We start from the raw sequence: 20,602 nt of genomic DNA, 5'->3' as shown, positions 1-20,602 counted from the left end.
ACTTCTACAGCCTTTTTTTAGCGCCAGCTTTCCGCTGACGGCAGAGCGCTTGAGATCAATGTGTAATCTACAAGCTGAAAGTCTGCATAAACCTGAGGTTTATAAAGATCAGACTTAAACTGAAATTTACCGCACGCCTGAATGGCGCTTGCAATGATCTGCATCGCCTGTGCATCCAGACCTTCCGGCGTTTCTGAGAGCATAACCGACTTATATGGAGTCTCATTCGGTTTTACGCTTCCGGACAGCGGATGTGTCAAAAGCCGGTATCCCTGGAAGATCATCTTCTGAACTTTTTTAAGTGTGTCCTCATAAGAAAGTTCTTCGTATTCCACATGATAATCTTCCCCCAGTTTTTCTTTTACCAGTGGATTATTTGTGATAATCATAAATCCAGTGTTCATAGCCGCTTCTTCCTTTCGTCCCCTGTCCGTTTATGCGGTCTTTTTTGGCTCCCTGTGTCTGAAATACTCCAGATATTTTTTTAACATATATCTGGTATCAAAAAAGGACGCCAAAACAACTTCTCTGTTTTAAACGTCCTTTCTGTCTCCTTGTAAATTCGGCAATTCCGGATTCAGAGTGTAGTACCTTTCCCGATCCTTTTGCCTGAAAGTTTCACCATTCAACGAGCTTTACTGCTCTACGGTTTGCATCTTCGGCGACCATTTATCAAATATCTTTATAAATGATTCTCTCGCAGGAAATATCAACCTACTATCTAATTGACTGCATTTTTTATACATTTTACAGCATCTTTCTTGCTGACATGATTACTATAGCACACATTTATGCAAAATGCTAGTCTTTTTATAGATTTTTTTGTATATTTCTTATTGTTTTTTTCTATAACTATTTTTCAGTTATTATACAAATTATCTATTTGCCTTTTTTCTGATTTGGCAGGAAATTATTATAGTAATCGTCATGCGTCTTCTTAACAAGACCACTGAGTGCTACCAGTGCAATCGCATTCGGGATAACCATCATACTGTTAAAGCAGTCTGCCATATTCCATACAAGTTCTACTTCCTGAAGTGATCCAAGTGCTACGCAGATACATACAATGATTGAGTAAATTTTAACAGCTTTTGCTCCAAACAGGTAACGGATGTTTGCTTCACCGAAGAAATACCATCCGATGATCGTTGAGAATGCGAAGAATAACATACAGATCGCGATAAAGATCTCACCGAACTTACCATATAATGTAGAGAAAGCATACTGGCTCAGCTGTGCACCTGTAAGACCAGTCGTTCTTGAACCGGTTGTGATAATAACAAGTGCTGTCAGGTTAAGAATTACGAATGTATCAATGAACACACCGATCATAGCTACAAAGCCCTGTTCAACCGGATGTTTTACTTTTGCTACTGCATGTGCGTGTGGTGTAGAACCCATACCAGCTTCATTGGAGAAGAGACCTCTTGCCACACCTTTCTGTACTGCAAGCTTCAAGGTTGCGCCCATTGCACCACCTGCTACTGCTGCCGGTTTAAACGCACCGACAATAATGTCATGGAATGCTGCCGGGATTGCTGTAACGTTTGCAAAAATTACGATCAAAGAACCTACTATATAAAATGCTGCCATGATCGGCACGATCAGTTCAGTAACTTTTGCGATTCGCTTCATACCACCTGTGAATACAAACAGAGAAACAACTGCTACAAAAATACCCATTGCAATCTTCGGAATTCCGAATGCAGTGTTCCATGATGCTGCGATTGAGTTAGACTGAACTGCATTGCCCATGAATCCAAGTGCAAAGATAATCAGGACTGCAAAAATAGCTGCCAGAACTTTTCCGAACGTTCCTTTAAATGCTCCTCGTATGTAATATACCGGACCACCGGTTACGGTTCCGTCATCACTGACCTGCTTGAACTTCTGAGCCATAACCGCTTCTGCGAAGATCGTTGACATTCCGAGGAATGCGCTGATCCACATCCAGAAGATTGCTCCCGGACCACCGACTGCAATTGCAGTTGCAGCTCCGGCGATATTACCGGTACCAACCTGAGCAGCAATCGCTGTTGCAAGTGCTTGGAAAGAAGACATTCCGTCTTTTCCGGCATCCCCTTTCTTGCTAAAAAGTCCGCCAAAAGTTCTGTTCCATCCATCTTTAAAACCACGGATTTGGATAAATCCAAGCTTAAATGTGAACAGCAAGCCAATACCTACAAGTGCTATGATCAGCACCGATCCTGTTAGGACATCATTTACCTTTAATACTAAATCGTTAATACTCATACGGTAACCCTCCTTTTTAATAGACATCCCTTATAGTTTTTATCTGTTGAATCTATAATAACCTATTTATAGTTTTTATGCAATATTTTCAGTTAACTTATTTATTTTTTGTGTATTATCACCATGTTATTACGATAACATAATAAATTTGCTCTAAATAAGTGCGTTTTTTCGCGCTTTTCTGTGTTTGTCAAAAACTCAGTTTTCATATTTTTCGTCAAATTGTCTAATTAATGACGATTTAATATCTATGCATTTCCATGGGATTTATAGATTCTTTCAGATGAACGCATTAATTCTTTACTATATTGATATTTCAAAGAAGTTATTTTCAGACCATGAAACATAAATAAAAAGCAGGGAGCAATCTTCCGTCTTACCCAGAAATCTGCTTCCTGCTCTTCCATTCTGTTTATTCAGTTATTCTATACATTGATCTCTGCTTTTACACCAAGCAGCTCTTTATTTTCATCCAGGATCGGCCGGATCACATTCTTAAGGAATGCTTCGACCTGTTCTTTGGAACGTCCTACATATTTGGATGGATCCATTGTTTTCTGAAGATCTTCCAGACTCAGATTAAATGCATCATCTGACGCGATCAGTTCAAGAAGGTTGTTGTCCAGACCTTTTTCTTTAACATTCTTTCCTGCTTCCATCGAAAGTTCACGGATTCTTTCATGCAGTTCCTGACGGTCTCCACCAGCTTTTACTGCATCCATCATAATATTCTCTGTTGCCATGAACGGAAGTTCAGACATCAGACGTTTTTCAATTACTTTTGGATATACAACCAGTCCGTCAACGACATTCAGGCACAGATCCAGAATACCGTCAATCGCAAGAAAACCTTCCGGTACACTCAGGCGCTTGTTCGCAGAGTCATCCAGAGTACGTTCAAACCACTGTGTAGCAGAAGTGATCGCCGGGTTCAGTGCATCAATCATCACGTAACGGGACAGAGATGCGATTCGTTCGCTTCTCATTGGATTTCTCTTATATGCCATTGCAGAAGATCCGATCTGTGTCTTTTCAAACGGCTCTTCCACTTCTTTCAGATGCTGGAGAAGACGGATGTCATTGGAGAATTTGTGTGCACTTGCTGCAATTCCGGCAAGAACATTCACAACTCTTGTATCCACTTTACGGGAATAGGTCTGTCCGGATACCGGATAGCATGCTTCAAATCCCATCTTCTTAGCAATCATTGGATCGATCTTATCAATGGTCTCCTGATCTCCCTCAAACAGTTCCAGGAAGCTTGCCTGTGTACCGGTTGTTCCTTTTGATCCAAGAAGTTTCAGGCTTCCAAGCACATAATCAAGATCTGCAAGATCCATAGAAAATTCCTGCATCCACAGAGTTGCTCTCTTTCCAACCGTTGTCGGCTGTGCTGGCTGGAAATGAGTAAATGCAAGTGTCGGAAGATCTTTATACCGATCTGCGAACTTTGAAAGTTCATCCAGAACATTAACCAGCTTTTTCTTAACAAGTTTCAGAGCCTCTGCCATGATAATGATATCGGTATTATCACCTACATAACAGGAAGTTGCTCCCAGATGAATGATCCCTTTTGCTTTCGGGCACTGCTGTCCATATGCATATACATGAGACATCACATCATGGCGCACTACTTTTTCACGCGCTTTTGCGACATCGTAATTGATATCCTCTGCATGCTCTTTCAGTTCTGCGATCTGTTCATCTGTAATATTGAGCCCCAGCTCTTTTTCTGTCTCTGCAAGTGCGATCCAGAGTTTTCTCCATGTCTTAAATTTCATGTCCGGAGAAAAAATATACTGCATCTCCTTGCTGGCATACCGCTCTGAAAGCGGACTTACATACTTGTCGTATCCCATAGTCTTATCCTCCCTATTCTTCTGACTCAAACGCGTGGGAAATATCTTTTCCCGGAACGCGCATCGGGTAATTTCCTGTAAAACATGCATCGCAGTATCCAAGATCTCCAACCATGTCTTTCAGCTTATCTATTTCCATATATCCAAGAGAATCTGCTCCGATCATTTCACGGATCTGCTCCGTTGTATGTGAATGAGCAATGAGCTGATCATTCGACGGTACATCTGTACCAAAATAACAAGGATGTAAAAACGGTGGCGAACTGATTCTTACATGAACTTCTTTTGCTCCTGCTTTTTTGAGCATCTTGATGATATTTGCACAGGTCGTTCCACGGACGATGGAATCATCTACCATAACAATACGCTTGCCCCGTACAACCTCTTCAATAACATTCAGTTTGATCTTCACACTGGACTCTCTCTGACTCTGTTTCGGCTTGATAAAGGTTCTTCCTACATAACTGTTCTTGTGGAATGCCATACCGTAAGGGATTCCGGAATATTCCGAATATCCTTTTGCCGCAACCAGTCCGGAATCCGGCACACCGACAACCAGATCAGCCTCTACCGGATAAGACTGTGCAAGAGCCTTTCCTGCAACAATCCTTGCATGATATACATTGATGTTGTCGATTACGCTGTCCATACGTGCAAAATAAATGTACTCAAAAATACAACGTGCCTGCTTTTCAGGTGGAATCTGCATACTTTTGTCCGAAGATACTCCATGCTTTGTAAAGCTGACAATCTCTCCCGGTTCCACGTCACGGATAAAGTCTGCACCAACTGCTGCAAGGGCACAGCTTTCCGATGCCAGGAACCAAGTATTATCTCTCTTGCCGATACAGAGTGGTTTGAGACCAAATGGATCTCTCGCTCCGATCATCTTACGCGGGCTTGATACAACCAGTGCATATGCGCCTTCAATTTTCTTCATTGCATTCCTGACCGCATCCTCTGCCTTTGAAACCTTCAGACGCTCTCTTGCAATATGATAGGCAATCACTTCCGAATCAATCGTTGTCTGGAAGATTGCTCCGGTATATTCCAATTCATGACGAAGCTCGATCGCATTCGTCAGATTACCATTATGGGCAATCACCAATGTACCTTTCACATAATTCAGAACCAGTGGCTGTGCATTTTCCGCACGAGTTCCCCCTGCTGTCGAATACCGCACATGTCCGACGCCAAGGTTTCCCTTTAATTTGCCAAGTTCTTCCTCATCGAATACTTCATTGACTAGTCCTAGTCCCTTTCTGAAATGAACTTTCCGCTTGCCATAGGTATCTGTCACTGCAATTCCGCAGCTTTCCTGCCCTCTGTGCTGAAGGGCAAACAAACCATAGTACACTGACGGCGCAACATCGCCACCATCCATATCATAGGCACCGAATACACCACATTCTTCACCTAAACCAGTCTCTACTCTTTCAAGTTCGCTCATCGTTTTGTCTTCTCCTATTTGTTGTATCCGCTTAATTTTTACATAGAGAGTATAATACATGATTTTCCGAAAATCAATACACAGCCTTGAACTTTCTCCCGTACACTATGCTCTTCTGTACTCTTTTTTCCATTCTTCAAACAGTTCCTTTGACGGTTCGATGTTGATATTTTCTCTCACTTTTTCTATCTTTTCTGTAAGTTTGTTGTCAATTTCCAAAAGGATTTCATTGCCCATGACCATCTTCTGATATTCATCCTGCGGCATGTATCTGGAACTTGCATACAGGTAACCTTCGAGCATTTTATTATCTTCACAGATCTTATACGCCTTCTCATACATTCTCGCCGACTCTTCATACAGAAATGCTCTCCCATATGCTCCGGCAAGGCACGCAGACACGCGACCATAAAAACGCTTATCTACCGAATCATCCTTTTCTCCGTTGACGATCGACATGTAAACCAGGATTGCCGATTCCAGTTCTCCACTTTCCATCAGCTTATCTGCTTTGTATTTCTGACGTTCTACTTCTTTCTGGTTCTTGAGTTTCTCCAGAACATTCTGGATGTGTGCCATTTCACCCGGTGTGTAGATTCTGGATTCATGTAGCACAAGAACCACAAATTTCTCCACGGAACCATGATTCCGGATCAGTTCCACCAGCTTTACTGCAAGATCCTGCATTTCCAGTTCATCTGCGATCCATCTGCAGAGCTGCTCATTCATGATCGTATAATCGATCAGATACAGATTGTTGCACAGATAATAACACAGCTCTTCCAGTGTACTGATCCTTGTATGGATCCTCGAAATTTCATAGGGATGTTTTGCCTTTTTCTTATGACAAAGAATTAAACTGCCCATTGCTGCCTCCTAATTCAATGATCTTCTCCAACCGGAATCCTGATGGCGCAAAAAATTCGCCAAATCCCATATCTTCAAAAATAATATGACAGGTCTTTTCATCCGAGAAGAATGTACTAATTTTCAGACGAAGCGCATAGTTTTTCCGGTCCGGCATACCTTTCAGAGAAACCGACTCCACAAGATGCCTGCCGGTCACCAGAGAATCTACATGGATCTCAATATCCTCTGTATCACCAAGAAGCACCTCGAACTGTCTGTCTGATTCGTACCAGTGATTGCCCCAGGATACCAGTGGGTACCAGCCTTCTTCTCCATTCACGCGCATCCGCACGGAAATCTGCTCGGTCAGTTTTGTCTCATCCAGGTAGACTGGTGCATCTGACTGTTCCTCTTTTCTGCGCTGCGCTGTATAACACGCTCCTTTACTGTACAGATTATTTCCCATAAACGCACGGCGTCCGTTACAGAGAACGCGCAGAGAATTCGGATACCAGTTATTTTCAAATCCATCTCCTGTCAAAAAGACAGAAGAGATCATCTTCTTGTTGAATACACTCTGGATAAAACGTTTAAAATGCTCATCTGCCGCTTTTGCCTTCTCAACATGCAGCACCGGATAAACTGCTTCCAGTTCTTCCATACGTGCATCTGCCACCTTGTCCACCGTCACAAAGCTTTCTCTGCTTTTCTGCGAACTGTTCTTCAGTTCCCGCAACATATATGCCCGGATCACATCCTCGTCACAGTAAAAAAGTGCCGCTTCATACTGCCATAATTCTTTCGGCTGGTTAAACATATAATGACAGAAGCTTTCCTTGTAGTCCTGAACATAAATATTTTCCTTTGCCACTCCGAGTTTCTGTCCGATTCCCTTCAGCAAGACGCGGATGTCTTCGTTTTTCTCCGGGACTGTAAACGTGATGCTTTCAATTTCTTCAAATCCGTTCAACGTGTACTTTACAAAATCCGCCAGCAGCTGGACGCCTTCATATTCCTGTCCGTCTACCTCAATTTTCCTATTGCCAAGCGCACACTCCCAGATCCCTTCCACGCAGATACTGTCCCTTACCGTAGACATCCTTCTTGCCTGTCTTCCGTAAGTCCAGGTCTCTTTATAATAGTTCATCACCAGAGGAATCTGATTGTTCTCTTTTTCAATTCCGGTATCCACCGTCTCCGGTTCCTGTGTTTTTTCATTATAATAACTGATCTGACACATCTTTGCATTGATGTCATATCCTATAATACTTCCATGTGTCATGAAGTATTTCCTCCTTTAGTAAGCAACAAAAATATCCTCAGCAAGCTGTTTTTCTGTTGCAAATTCCTTCATCGCGATTGCCAGTGCTTCATTCTTCAGTGATGTCATATCATTCAGTCTTCCAAATTTTCCGATTGGTCTCACCTCACGCGGCTTATAGTCACTTTTTTCCGTAACCGTCACCTTATCCTTATTCGTCTCTGTAAAATAATAACGCAGAGATTCATCACCAAACAAAATAAAGCTCTTGATATAAGTGTCTTCATATGCCGGAAGCAGTATTTCTTCCTGATAATTCATATTATCACTTTCGCCTTTCCGTATCTGGTAGGAAATTGCCACTTTGCTTCCAGGTTTTGCGTGATATTCGATCATCGTCTTATCATAAAGCTGCACTTCTCTGAGCCAGTTCTCCGGATACTTCAAATAGAAAGAAAAATACAGCTGTTTTTCACACATTTCGCGCAGGAATTCCCGTAGCATCGGTTCCAGTTCCTGATGCACTTCCCTGCTGGAATAATATTTTAGCAGGGCGATCTTACAGATATCCGGAAGATCTTCCTCTTTGCGGTATTCATTTGCGATGATTACAAAAATACATCCTTTTACCTGGCGTCCGTTCACCACATATTCTCTTGAAACATAAGCAAGATATGCTCTCTTTAAACGGAAATACGTTCTTCCTTCATAATAATCCGCAAAAATTTCTTCCTCACCAAACATAGTTTCCGAGAAAAGCATCTGCGTAATGATTCTTTCTGAAAGCTTGTAGGTTGTAATATCATAATCTCTTGCCACATGCCAGAGTTTCTTCATATTACGGGTCGATCCACAATAATACTCAGCAAGATAAGACAGCGTCTGCTTATCATACTGATCTTTCAGAAACAGTTCAAAGCATAATGCCAGAAGAAAATCATCCTCATCCGTACCTTCTTCACGCAGGCGCATACTGCACATTTTAAACACTTCTTTTTCATCTGCCATCTCCAGCCCGTGCTCTCTAAGCATATCCCAGGTCAGTTCTTTTTTCTCTTTCTTTCGTTCCTCTTCCTCATGCTCTTCCTGATATTTTTTGCAGATTTCCATATACCGGTTCTCATAGAACATCCTCATAGTCTCATATGGAATGGAATCAATGTAATGGCGGCCGTCTTTTGATTCCCAGACAATCCGTGCGTCTTTATTGTATAAATATACAATCACTCCATCCGCACTGTACTGTACTTTCTGACTGATCGTTCCGTCAGGCTCGATTACCATGACAAACGCCATGTTCTTTACCGTTGTCTTAATCTCATAAGCATGGCAGATATCATAAACTGCCCGGATTCTTTCCGGTGTCATATCCCGCTCAGTACAGCAGCGTTTGTAAATAATATGCAGAATATCATTGATCCTTCGATTCTCAAGCTGCATCCAGGCAAACCGCTCCATCTGCTCTCTGTAAGCACTGTAAAGCTCACTGCTTTCTTCCTCACAGTTAATCAGATTTGCATACAACACCGCTGCTTTTTTATATTCCAGTGTGTTTCCATGCCGGAAGTAAAGTAATACGGATTTTGGAAACTGTCTGTCCAGATATTTGTCATCCACAGTCATCATATAATATTCAAAAAGCTGCGCAATCTTCAGATCTTCTTTTACTGCCAAGGCATACCACTTAAAGCATTCCGGTGTTGTCCGATTGCCACGGATCAGATGGGTACAAATTGCTGTCAGAATCTGTGGATCCGGGAAAATCCGATAAACCTTCCGCATCACAACATCCAGATTCTTATCATAAGTCCGCTGTTGGGATGCAAGGTTCGCCATATAAAGCGCAATTTCCTTTGTCAGAATTCCGTGCTTCTGCGCAAAATTGAGAATCTGTACTTCAAATGCCGAGAGCTTTTTCAGACAGGTTGGCTTCTCCAGAAAACACCGGTATGCCTGCCAGTACAGAATTACCTGGTTCGCACCGTTGCAGCAGTGGCGTTCCAGAACCTGTAATTTTTTGCTGTAGTTTTTATATTCCGGATCAATGTCAATCAGCATACACACAAGCTCCCATGAAGTTGGTTCTTTCATATATGCCTTATTCAGTTCTTCAATTGCTTTGTTAACCTGGCTGCCTGATTTTCTCAAAAGCGCAGTCAGATACAGATAATACGATGAAATGACCGAATCCTTATTCACTGAGAAACGGCTGTAATTGTAATCATCCAGAATACCACTAGCCTTGTCCGGCTCCTTACAGAGCAGGTTAAGATGTGCATCAAACAGTGGATAAACATCTCCGTCTTCTGAATATATATCCAGTCCCTTCAGTTTTTCTCTTGTTGCGTCCGCCCAGGCTGTCAGATTCTTTCCTTCCGCATTACACGCAAGGAAATCCTTTATGATTGATGCAATCGTCTTATCTGCCACACGTCTGTTCTCTGCATGATCCTTGTGATTGGCCAACATTACCTCATAGGTCAGCGATTCATACGGACTTTCAAAAACAATCTGTCCATAATTATTTCCCGCATGAGCCTTTTCCGGATGAATGATATAACTGAAATCAAACAGATTTCCCACAAAATCGTCCGTTGTAAAGTTATCCCTTCCAATCTGGATAAAATCACCGCTCACATGCACCTTCACCGGCATAAATCCCCAAGTATTCTTTGTAAAATGAATAATCTCACGGGTTGCTTCTTTTAAATTGCGGAAAGTTCTCTGATTCCGTCCCATTGTCAGGAAAATACATTCTTTCTGTTTGATTCCGACCAGAAATTCTTCCATCGCCTGCTCACCGAGAGACCATTTCCTAATATTATCATAAAGTGCCTTTATCCTTGGCTCTTCATACTTTATCACGTCATAAAAATCGCGTGATCTGAAAAGACGGTGTGCCTCGATAAAGTTCTCCATCGCCAGCCTTTTAAAATCACGGATATTCTGTACTCTTCCACAGGAAGTCTCGACTGATGGTTTTTCAATGATCGCAGTAAAGTTTACCTCAAATTCTCCACCATTACATACAATCGTAAACTTTCCCTGTTCAACATGCCCGGGAGCAAGTCCGCTTCCATCATAAGTAAAACGGAGCTCCACCGGGTTGCCCTCAAATCCCTGTTCTTCTAAATGTATACGAAAAGAAGAAGAATATACAAGTCCTCTGATATCTCCTTCTTTCCTGTTCTTCAAAATGAAACTTCCCTGGCAGGACTCTCCTTCCCCGATCGTCATCTCAAGATTCGTTACCGGCAGTACAATCTCCGGATGAACAGTTCGAAAATCTCCTTTGGAAAATTTTTTTATTTTATTCTTCAAGCTTGCCACCTACTTCTGCATTGCATTTTTTCAAAAAGACATTATAATAAATTATAACATTATTCTGCATATCAGGCAATGCGGAATACCCGATTTTTTTAATTCACAGATTTTTGTTATACACAAAGGAGAATACTATTTATGGAAGCAAAACCGCAGTTTCATGGAAGTGACACCGCTGCTGTCGCCGCATTTTATCATGTACCGGTGGACGAGATCGTCTGCTTTGGAGCCAATGTCAACCCACTTGGATTATCCAAAAACCTGAAAAAAGATCTTGCTGCACATCTGGATCTTCTCAGTAGTTATCCGGACCGAAATTACACTACTTTGAAGAAAGTGATTGCCGATTACTGCCAGATTTTACCGGAACATGTAATCGTCGGAAATGGTTCTACAGAGCTGATCTCTCTCCTGATCCAGACACGGAAACCACAAAAAACGCTGGTTCTTGGACCAACTTATTCCGAGTATGGACGTGAACTGGATCTGGTGGGAAGTTCCATCCATACTTACCTGTTAAAAGAGTCAGATCAGTTCCATCTTGATATCCATGCCTTCTGCGAAGAAATCAGGAAGGGCTATGATCTGGTGATATTATGTAACCCGAACAATCCGACTTCGTCCGCTCTCAAAATGCCTGAGATCCAGACCATTCTGGACTGCTGCCGGGAGGCTGGCTCTTTCTTGATGATCGATGAGACTTACGTTGAATTTGCACCGGATATTAATGAAATTTCTTCCATGTCTCTGATCAGCAGTTTTGATAATCTGATGATTCTCCGTGGCGTATCCAAATTTTATGCCGCACCTGGTCTCCGCCTCGGCTACGGTGCAACCAGTAACAGCCAGTTTCTTCAGGATCTTCTGCTGATGCAGAACCCATGGAGTCTGAACAGCCTCGGCGCTTACGCTGGTGAGAAAATGCTCCAGGATCAGGAGTATATCCGGAAAACACGGGATCTGATCCTCTCCGAGCGAGACAAAATGTGCACTGAAATCTCCAAAATCAATGTGCTGACTGTGTATCCTGCTTATGCGAATTTTGTACTGGTAAAGATTGAAAAAGAGGGAGTTACTTCTGCGGATGTGTTTGAATTTCTGATCAAGCAGGGTCTGATGGTGAGAGACTGCTCCAGCTTCAAAGAACTGGGCGGGGAATACTTCCGGTTCTGCATTATGGCTCCGGAAGATAATAAGAGACTGCTTCAGGGAATACAGGATTTCTTTGCATAATGTTTCCTATCCCCACAAGAAGACCATTCACTAAATCGCCAACTCTTATTTCTAAAAATTTTGAGCAGCACAGGATCCCGGCGCAAATGATATTGAATCGTTGCGGCTAAGAGCGCACAAAAATAGGGGTGGTGTCCGTGTTCACACGAACATCATCCCCTTTTTTGTACAAGCTTCGGAGTTGCCATGCATCCGTATGAAACTGCCAGTGACAGTTTCATAGGTGACGATCAATATCATTTGCGCCAGGATCCGTCCCTCTTCACACTATTCTTTCAAAATAAGCGCCACAAACACAAGATCTTCTTTCCCCGCATTCTTGATGCCATGTCCATTTCCGTCTGCACAGAAAGTCACATCACCAACTTCTACCGGATATTCTTTGCCATTATCATTGTAAATGCCTGCCCCTTTTGTCAGATAGTAAGTCTCAGTCTCTCCATGATGCTCATGATATCCGATCTCACATCCAGGTTTTAACGTTACTTCATTGAACATCTTGCAGTACGCACCGAGCTGTTCACCTTTGATCAGTTCTTCCTTCAGGATATAGCCTGCGCCACCCGCTACATTTTCTGCTTTGATTGGTTGTCTTTCTGATTTCTTTGTCATGACTCTTTTCCTCCTGTCTGATCAGATTTCTTTATCTGTCATTGTGACACGATTATTGAATTGCGTCAAGTGCCGCAGAAATATCTGCGATCAGATCCTCTTTATCTTCAAGTCCCAGACTGATGCGAATCAGTTCTGCCGGAACTCCTGCTTCTTTTAACTGCTCATCATTCATCTGGCGATGTGTGGATGTTGCCGGGTTCAGGCAACAGGTTCTCGCATCTGCCACATGGGTTTCAATCGCTCCAAGCTTCAGATTCTGCATGAATACGGAAGCAGCTTCTCTTCCACCTTTCAATCCGAAAGATACCACTCCACAGCCCCCGTCTGGCATGTATTTCTTTGCTCTTTCATAGTATTTGTTAGATGGAAGTCCCGGATAATTGACATAAGCAACCTTTGGGTGCTGCTCCAGAAATTCTGCCACAGCCTGTCCGTTCTCCACGTGTCTTGGCATACGCACATGAAGAGATTCCAGTCCGAGATTCAGGATAAATGCATTCTGTGGTGCCTGGATCGATCCGAGATCACGCATCAACTGAGAAGTACATTTTGTGATAAATGCGCCTTCTTTTCCGAATTTCTCAGCATAGGTAATTCCATGATAGCTTTCATCCGGTGTGCAAAGTCCGGGATATTTATCTGCATGAGCCATCCAGTCAAATTTACCACTGTCTACGATTGCTCCACCGACTGCTGCTCCATGTCCATCCATATATTTTGTAGTCGAATGTGTCACAATATCTGCTCCCCATTCGATCGGACGACAGTTGACCGGTGTCGGGAAGGTATTATCCACGATCAGCGGTACACTATGCGCATGCGCAACCTTTGCAAAAAGCTCAATATCCAGAACAGTAAGTGCCGGATTGGCAATCGTCTCACCAAACATCAGCTTTGTATTTGGCTGGAATGCCGCATTTAATTCTTCTTCTGTTGCATCCGGAGAAACAAATGTTGCGTCAATTCCCATTTTCTTCATTGTCACACTGATCAGATTGAAGGTTCCACCATAAATCGAAGAGGAAGCCACAATATGATCTCCTGCTTCACAGATATTGAACATAGCAAAGAAATTCGCTGCCTGTCCGGAAGAAGTCAACATTGCAGCTGTTCCGCCTTCCATCGCCGCGATCTTTGCCGCTATGTGGTCATTAGTCGGATTCTGCAGACGGGTGTAGAAATATCCGGATGCCTCCAGATCAAATAATTTTCCCATATCTTCACTTGTATTGTATTTGAATGTCGTAGACTGAATGATCGGAACCTGTCTCGGCTCTCCATTTCCAGGTGTATATCCTCCCTGCACGCATTTTGTTCCCATATGATAAGTATTCATGAGAAAGTTCCTCCTTTTTCTTTTACACATTTCCTCTAATGTATATTCATTAAGTATGTTTTCTATTATAGCAGAAAACGGGAGATTTTGTTTAAAAATCTCCCGTTTGTTTTATATTTTTTGCAGAATATGCAGTTTTTCTTTTATTTTCCTCTTACGGTTTACATCTCCCGCACGGGCTATACCCCTCTTTAGTCAGTTCTTCTCTTGAACCTGTAAATGTTTTTTTATTTCCTTCTTTGATATCTTTTACTCCTGAGCACTCCGGCGTATGGAACTTCTTTGTATTTTCATTCAACACATACATCTTTTTCTCTGTATTTCCACTGGTTTTTCCCGTACCCACTGACGCATCCGTATCGGAAAGCACTGCCTTTCCCGTTGCATAATCAATCGTAATTCCCGGCTGTACATTATAGACATACACATTAAATTTCACACCTTCTCCATGATCCTCCACTGATTCTGCTTCCATTAAAACTCCGGATGCAACCAGATTCTCCCCTTCAAATACCGGTGTGACACGATACATTACATGATTATCTGTCTCTTTGATGTAGTCGGCAACCATATTTTCAAATGGCAGCATCCCATCCACATTCATATAGCGGGTTCCTGTAATCAGATTCTTTTCGTTTGCATTTTCTGCCGTCAGCTGATAGCCTATCAGATGACAACGGTTGTAAAGATATTTTCCATCCACATTGTCAAATTTTATTGTCTGCCACCCGGACGGTTTCACCTGTCCAATCTTTCCTCTTTTCCCGGTCGGCATCAGATCTGTCCCAATGTTGGACACGGCAACGCCGCATCGTCCCAGCTCATCCAGATCACTGTAGCTTTCATAAGACTGATCTGTCAGCTCATCTTCGGTAAAATCCGGTTCATTATCGTCAATCACTACATACGGTGTTCCGCTGTATGCCGGAATATTATCCAATGTAGCGCTCACCGGATCCTGGCTGCCACCTGCTGTCGATTCATTTTCTCCGCTACCCGACTGCCTTTCAACTACTGCTGCCTGACTGTTTCCATATGATGCACTTTGCGCATCTGCTCCACCTGTGCCACACGCTGTCAGAAACAATGCAAACGTCAGAAGCAGCACACCTCTCATTTTCCCAATTTTCTTCTTCATAACAATCCCTGCCTGTTGTAAATTTCTTTTGTAATCTTCTCATGGGAGTAACCGGAAAAATCTTTTCTCTCTTCCAGTCTCCACTTGCTTAAATCTACCTCAAAAAATACATCTGCCGGATAATCCCGGTTCCATTTATACAGAACAATCTCTGTAATCTTCCCCTCATATCCAGCCAGATTCTCCCCCTCAACAAAACAGAAATCCTCTTCTTCTGCATTTTCCAGAAAATTCCGGTCAACCTTCCACATTTTTTCATCCTCCAGTCGCCCTGAGTCCTGTATTTTCTTCCCAGTCCCAGTTTCCCGGCATACCTCTTCTTTTGCTTTAAAGACTTCTTTAAAAAGCTTATCTGCCTCCGGCGCCATCCAGAGTACATTCCCTCTCGTCATCTCAAGAATATCCTCTGACACCATCCGGTCCCGGCTCACTCTCCTGCCATTAAAACATATCCCCATCCGGTTATCCACACATACAATAGTTTTCACACTATAAAACTCCTTCCCCGCAATTCCAGCCAATATCCGAAATTCTCTACACAGCTTCACATTCTTTTGCCACTGTAGCGTCCGTCTCGTCCCTGCATTTTCCATAACACAAACAGGCAGAGAATCCAATCCCTGCCTGTCCGTATTCATAACATCTTATTCAACTTTCGCAATATCAATCAGTGTAAGCTGACGGATATCTGTATTTTCCAGACTTGTCACAAGTGCTCTTGCAGTATCCATAGCTGTCAGTACATTGACACCTGTCTCGATTGCATTACGACGGATTACAAATCCATCTCGTGCATGATCTGCTCCCTGCGGAGGAGTATCAATTACAAGGTCGATCTCGTGTCCAAGGATCAGATCCATCAGGTTCGGTGATTCCTGCTCAATCTTATTGACCGGAATTGCTTTTACGCCACCTTCTTTTAATGCATCAGCTGTACCGCGTGTTGCAAAGATGCGGTAGCCAAGTGCCTCAAATCTGCGTCCGATCTCGACAGCTTCTCCCTTATCCTCATCACGAACAGTCATGATCATGTTCTTATATTTTGGAAGGTTGATTCCAGCTCCAAGGAACGCTTTGTAAAGTGCCTCGTTAAATGTAGTTGCAATTCCCAGACACTCACCTGTAGACTTCATTTCCGGTCCAAGGCTGATATCTGCACCACGGATCTTCTCAAATGAGAATACCGGCATCTTGATTGCAATATAATCAGCTTCTTTCTGAAGTCCCGGTGTGTAACCCATTTCTCTGATCTTATGTCCGATGATCGCTCTTGTAGCAAGCGGAACGATCGGGATACCTGTTACCTTACTGATATAAGGAACGGTACGACTTGAACGTGGGTTTACTTCGATGACATAAACATCTTCGCCACATACGATGAACTGGATGTTGATCATACCAATTACGTGAAGGGCTTTTGCAAGACGCTTTGTATATTCTTCAATTTTACGCTTTGTCACTTCAGAAATGCTCTGCGCAGGATATACAGAAATACTGTCACCAGAATGGATTCCGGCACGCTCAATATGTTCCATAATACCAGGGATCAGAATGTCTGTTCCGTCACATACTGCATCGACCTCAATTTCTTTACCGACCAAATATTTATCAACCAGAATCGGGTGATCCTGTGCAATACGGTTGATGATTCCGATAAATTCATCAATATCATGATCGTTGATTGCAATCTGCATTCCCTGTCCGCCAAGTACATAAGAAGGACGAACCAGTACCGGATATCCGAGACGGTTGGCAACCTCTTTTGCTTCTTCAGCGGTAAATACTGTATCTCCCTTCGGACGTGGAATATTGCACTGTGCAAGGATCTCGTCAAAGAGCTCTCTGTCCTCTGCGGCATCTACATCTTCTGCGGAAGTTCCAAGAATCGGCACTCCCATCTTCATCAGGGATTCTGTTAATTTGATCGCAGTCTGTCCACCAAACTGAACAACTGCTCCGTCCGGTTTTTCCAGGTCTACAATGCTCTCTACATCTTCCGGAGTAAGTGGTTCGAAATACAGCTTATCTGCGATATCGAAATCGGTACTTACAGTTTCCGGGTTGTTATTTACGATAATAGTCTCGTATCCTTCTTTTGCAAATGCCCATGTACAATGTACAGAACAGAAGTCGAACTCGATACCCTGTCCGATACGGATCGGTCCTGATCCAAGTACTAGAACTTTCTTTTTGCCAGAAGTCTCTTCTACTTCGTTCTGGCTTCCGAATACAGAATAATAATATGGGGTCTCTGCCGCGAACTCAGCCGCACAGGTATCAACCATCTTGTATGCTGCAACGATTCCGTTTGCATGACGCATATCGTGGATTTCTCTCTCATCTTTTCCGGTCAGTCGTGCAATAACATTATCCGGGAATTCAATACGTTTTGCTTCTTTCAGAAGTTCCGGTGTGAGTTCCTGTGTCTTCAGAGCCTGTTCCATCTCAACAAGGATTGCGATCTTGTCGATGAACCATTTGTCGATCTTTGTGATCGCATGGATCTCGTCATAAGAGATTCCTTTGCGGAGTGCTTCTGCGATCATCCAGATTCTGCGGTCATCTACGATTTCCAGTTTTTCCAGAATTTCTTCTTTGGAAAGTGCTGAGAAATCATAAGAAAGCAGGCAGTCTACATGCTGCTCCAGAGAACGGATCGCTTTCATAAGAGCTCCTTCAAAGTTATCGCAAATACTCATAACTTCTCCGGTAGCTTTCATCTGTGTCGTCAACGTTCTCTTTGCACTGATAAATTTATCGAACGGAAGTCTCGGCATCTTAACAACACAGTAGTCAAGCATTGGCTCGAAGCTTGCATAAGTTTTCTTTGTAACTGCATTCTTGATCTCGTCCAGTGTATATCCAAGGGCAATCTTTGCAGCAACTTTTGCGATCGGGTATCCTGTCGCTTTGGAAGCCAGTGCAGAAGAACGGCTTACACGCGGGTTTACCTCAATTACACAATATTCAAAAGAGTCTGGATGTAATGCATATTGTACGTTACATCCACCAGTAATATTCAGTTCTGTAATGATATTCAGTGCCGAAGTACGCAGCATCTGATATTCTTTATCTCCAAGAGTCTGGGAAGGTGCAACAACGATACTGTCACCGGTATGAACTCCGACCGGATCGATATTTTCCATATTACATACAGTAATACAGTTTCCAGCACTGTCTCGCATTACTTCGTACTCGATTTCTTTCCATCCTGCAATGCAGCGTTCTACAAGAACCTGTCCTACACGTGACAAACGGAGTCCATTCTCAAGGATTTCTTCCAATTGTTCCTGATCATGTGCGATACCACCACCGCTTCCGCCGAGGGTATATGCCGGACGAAGAACAACAGGATATCCGATCTTATCTGCAAACGCGACACCATCTTCTATATTTTCAACGACCAGTGAAGCTGCAACCGGCTCACCGATCTTTTCCATGGTATCTTTAAATTCCAGACGGTCTTCTGCTTTCTTGATGGTTTCCGCCGTTGTACCGATCAGTCTCACATTATGTTCCTTAAGGAATCCTGCTTCTTCCAGCTCCATTGCAAGGTTCAGTCCGGCCTGGCCTCCAAGGGTAGGAAGTACGCTGTCCGGTTTTTCTTTAAGGATCAGCTGTTCTACAACTTCTACCGTAAGTGGTTCGATATAAACGCGGTCTGCAATATCTTTGTCTGTCATGATCGTTGCCGGATTCGAATTCAGAAGTACAACTTCAAGTCCTTCTTCTTTCAGTGAACGGCATGCCTGTGTTCCGGCATAGTCAAATTCTGCTGCCTGTCCGATTACGATTGGACCGGAACCAATAACTAATACTTTCTTTATGTCTTTATTTCTTGGCATTATTTTGTTCCTCCCATCATATCCATAAATCTGTCAAACAAGTAACCAGAATCCTGTGGTCCCGGGCAAGCTTCCGGATGGAACTGTACTGTGAAAATATTCTTTCCAACGTATGACATTCCTTCGTTTGTATTGTCATTGACGTTCACAAATGCAGGTACTGCAACGCTTTCCGGAATACTATCAGCATCTACAGCATACCCATGGTTCTGGGAAGAAATATAAACTCTTCCTGTCTGCAGATCTTTTACCGGATGGTTTCCGCCCCTGTGTCCGTATTTCAACTTATAGGTCTTACCACCGTTGGCGAGTGCCATCAGCTGATGTCCCAGACAGATTGCAAAGATCGGGATATCTGAGTCGTATAATTTTCTGATTTCTTTAATAATGGAAGTGCAATCCGCCGGATCGCCAGGTCCGTTCGACAGCATGATACCGTCCGGATTTGCGGAAATGATCTCTTCTGCAGGTGTATTTGCCGGGTAAACGGTAACTTCACATCCACGATCATTTAAAGACCTTGCAATGTTGTTCTTAGCACCAAAGTCCATCAATGCAACTTTTGGTCCATTGCCTTCTAAGACATATTTTTCACTGCAAGTTACTTTGGAAACTACATCTCCTACTTTGTATGCATGAAGTTTCGGAAGTACCTCGTCCAGATTGTAATTTTCATTCGTTGTGATCATACCATTCATTGTACCCTTTTCGCGGAGGATTTTGGTAAGTGCTCTGGTATCAATTCCTGCAATTCCCGGAATATCCTGTTCTTTCAGGAAATCCTGAATTGTACCTTCACAACGGAAGTTGCTTGGCATTCTGGACAATTCTCTTACAATATAACCATCCGGCCACGCCTTCTTGGACTCCATATCCGGTGTAATACCATAGTTTCCGATCAGCGGATATGTCATGACAACGGCCTGTCCGGCGTAAGAAGGGTCTGTCAGCACCTCTAAGTATCCAGTCATTGAAGTATTGAATACAATCTCACTAATCATATCTTTTGTTGAGCCGATGCTTGTGCCTTCAAACACAGTTCCGTCTTCTAAAATTAGAAACGCTTTCATATGTTCACCTTATCCCTTCGTAATACTCTTTTATTCTCAAAAAAGGGGCACTCTTGGAGTCTTTTCAATTCCAGAGCGCCCACACTTTCTCAAATTGTAAAAAGTTTACCATATCTGGTTACAGATTTCAATACCTATTTTTTATGTTTATTTTAAAGTGTAATTTTTTTAAAAAAGAGTTGCTTTTATTCAAAAATTTGATATAATATAATTCGTGACTGCAAAAGCAGTACGAATGCTGGAATAGCTCAGTCGGTAGAGCACTTCACTCGTAATGAAGGGGTCGTCGGTTCAAGTCCGATTTCCAGCTTAGTGATCAGAGAAAAAGGGAGTGCCTGTTTATCAGACATTCCCTTTTTGTATCCGGCA

At 42.8% G+C, this 20,602-nt stretch carries 14 protein-coding genes, 1 tRNA gene and 1 riboswitch; of the genes, 2 read left to right on the top strand and 13 right to left on the bottom strand.

Going from position 1 to position 20,602, the window contains the following annotated elements; genetic code table 11:
• Positions 1-17: 17 nt before the first annotated feature.
• From PGR14_RS01590 to PGR14_RS01560, 7 genes are all read right to left on the bottom strand, one after another.
• Positions 18-404 carry a GrdX family protein gene (locus tag PGR14_RS01590; RefSeq protein ID WP_022220909.1) on the bottom strand — a complete coding sequence of 129 codons (387 nt, stop codon included), beginning with the start codon at positions 402-404 and terminating at the stop codon, positions 18-20.
• Between the two features lie 183 nt (positions 405-587).
• A riboswitch (glycine riboswitch) is annotated at positions 588-712 on the bottom strand.
• A 167-nt stretch (positions 713-879) separates the two neighbouring features.
• On the bottom strand, positions 880-2,253 hold the full coding sequence (locus tag PGR14_RS01585) for an alanine/glycine:cation symporter family protein (RefSeq protein ID WP_022220910.1): 1,374 nt from the start codon (positions 2,251-2,253) through the stop codon (positions 880-882).
• Positions 2,254-2,678: 425 nt separating this feature from the next.
• On the bottom strand, positions 2,679-4,112 hold the full coding sequence (purB, locus tag PGR14_RS01580) for an adenylosuccinate lyase (protein WP_022220911.1): 1,434 nt from the start codon (positions 4,110-4,112) through the stop codon (positions 2,679-2,681).
• A gap of 13 nt (positions 4,113-4,125) precedes the next feature.
• Entirely contained in the window at positions 4,126-5,562 is a 1,437-nt protein-coding gene (gene purF, locus PGR14_RS01575; protein ID WP_044999256.1) for an amidophosphoribosyltransferase, read from the bottom strand.
• Positions 5,563-5,667: 105 nt separating this feature from the next.
• Positions 5,668-6,429: a hypothetical protein gene (locus PGR14_RS01570; RefSeq protein ID WP_008375292.1), complete on the bottom strand. Its 762-nt coding sequence runs from the start codon at positions 6,427-6,429 to the stop codon at positions 5,668-5,670.
• Positions 6,404-7,693 carry a DUF5716 family protein gene (locus PGR14_RS01565; RefSeq protein WP_008375290.1) on the bottom strand — a complete coding sequence of 430 codons (1,290 nt, stop codon included), beginning with the start codon at positions 7,691-7,693 and terminating at the stop codon, positions 6,404-6,406. The genes PGR14_RS01570 and PGR14_RS01565 overlap by 26 nt, the downstream gene beginning before the upstream one ends.
• A gap of 15 nt (positions 7,694-7,708) precedes the next feature.
• Entirely contained in the window at positions 7,709-11,002 is a 3,294-nt protein-coding gene (locus tag PGR14_RS01560; RefSeq protein ID WP_242859469.1) for a DUF5717 family protein, read from the bottom strand.
• A gap of 132 nt (positions 11,003-11,134) precedes the next feature.
• Here PGR14_RS01560 and PGR14_RS01555 point away from each other — a divergent pair, with 132 nt between their 5' ends.
• Positions 11,135-12,229 (top strand): pyridoxal phosphate-dependent aminotransferase, encoded by a 1,095-nt coding sequence (locus tag PGR14_RS01555; protein ID WP_055297027.1) that lies wholly within the window; start codon positions 11,135-11,137, stop codon positions 12,227-12,229.
• Between the two features lie 267 nt (positions 12,230-12,496).
• Here the strand turns inward: PGR14_RS01555 and PGR14_RS01550 are convergent, their stop codons facing one another.
• The 6 genes from PGR14_RS01550 to PGR14_RS01525 all read right to left on the bottom strand — a co-directional run bounded on the left by PGR14_RS01550 (position 12,497) and on the right by PGR14_RS01525 (position 20,233).
• A complete protein-coding gene (locus PGR14_RS01550) occupies positions 12,497-12,841 on the bottom strand; it encodes a cupin domain-containing protein (protein WP_055297025.1) in 345 nt (114 codons plus the stop codon).
• A gap of 52 nt (positions 12,842-12,893) precedes the next feature.
• The gene (locus tag PGR14_RS01545; RefSeq protein WP_270222868.1) at positions 12,894-14,180 is read right to left on the bottom strand and encodes an O-acetylhomoserine aminocarboxypropyltransferase/cysteine synthase family protein; all 1,287 of its coding nucleotides are present in this window, start codon (positions 14,178-14,180) and stop codon (positions 12,894-12,896) included.
• Positions 14,181-14,334: 154 nt separating this feature from the next.
• A complete protein-coding gene (locus tag PGR14_RS01540; protein ID WP_055260690.1) occupies positions 14,335-15,318 on the bottom strand; it encodes a DNA/RNA non-specific endonuclease in 984 nt (327 codons plus the stop codon).
• Positions 15,315-15,806, bottom strand: coding sequence for a ribonuclease Z (locus tag PGR14_RS01535; RefSeq protein WP_270222867.1), 492 nt, complete (start codon positions 15,804-15,806; stop codon positions 15,315-15,317). The genes PGR14_RS01540 and PGR14_RS01535 overlap by 4 nt, the downstream gene beginning before the upstream one ends.
• A gap of 156 nt (positions 15,807-15,962) precedes the next feature.
• On the bottom strand, positions 15,963-19,163 hold the full coding sequence (gene carB, locus PGR14_RS01530) for a carbamoyl-phosphate synthase large subunit (RefSeq protein ID WP_008375273.1): 3,201 nt from the start codon (positions 19,161-19,163) through the stop codon (positions 15,963-15,965).
• Positions 19,163-20,233, bottom strand: a complete 1,071-nt coding sequence (locus PGR14_RS01525) for a carbamoyl phosphate synthase small subunit (protein ID WP_008375271.1) — start codon at positions 20,231-20,233, stop codon at positions 19,163-19,165. Before PGR14_RS01525 ends, carB begins: the two co-directional genes overlap by 1 nt.
• Before the next feature lie 237 nt (positions 20,234-20,470).
• On the opposite strand from PGR14_RS01525, the gene PGR14_RS01520 reads away from it, so the two are divergent.
• Positions 20,471-20,543: transfer RNA gene (locus tag PGR14_RS01520), tRNA-Thr, on the top strand.
• Positions 20,544-20,602 lie beyond the last annotated feature (59 nt).

Source organism: Coprococcus sp. AF99-45 (assembly GCF_027663865.1).
GTDB classification, from domain to species: domain Bacteria; phylum Bacillota; class Clostridia; order Lachnospirales; family Lachnospiraceae; genus Allocoprococcus; species Allocoprococcus comes.
Note: the sequence above shows the minus strand (reverse complement) of the source record. Positions and strands in the feature narration are given on the sequence as shown.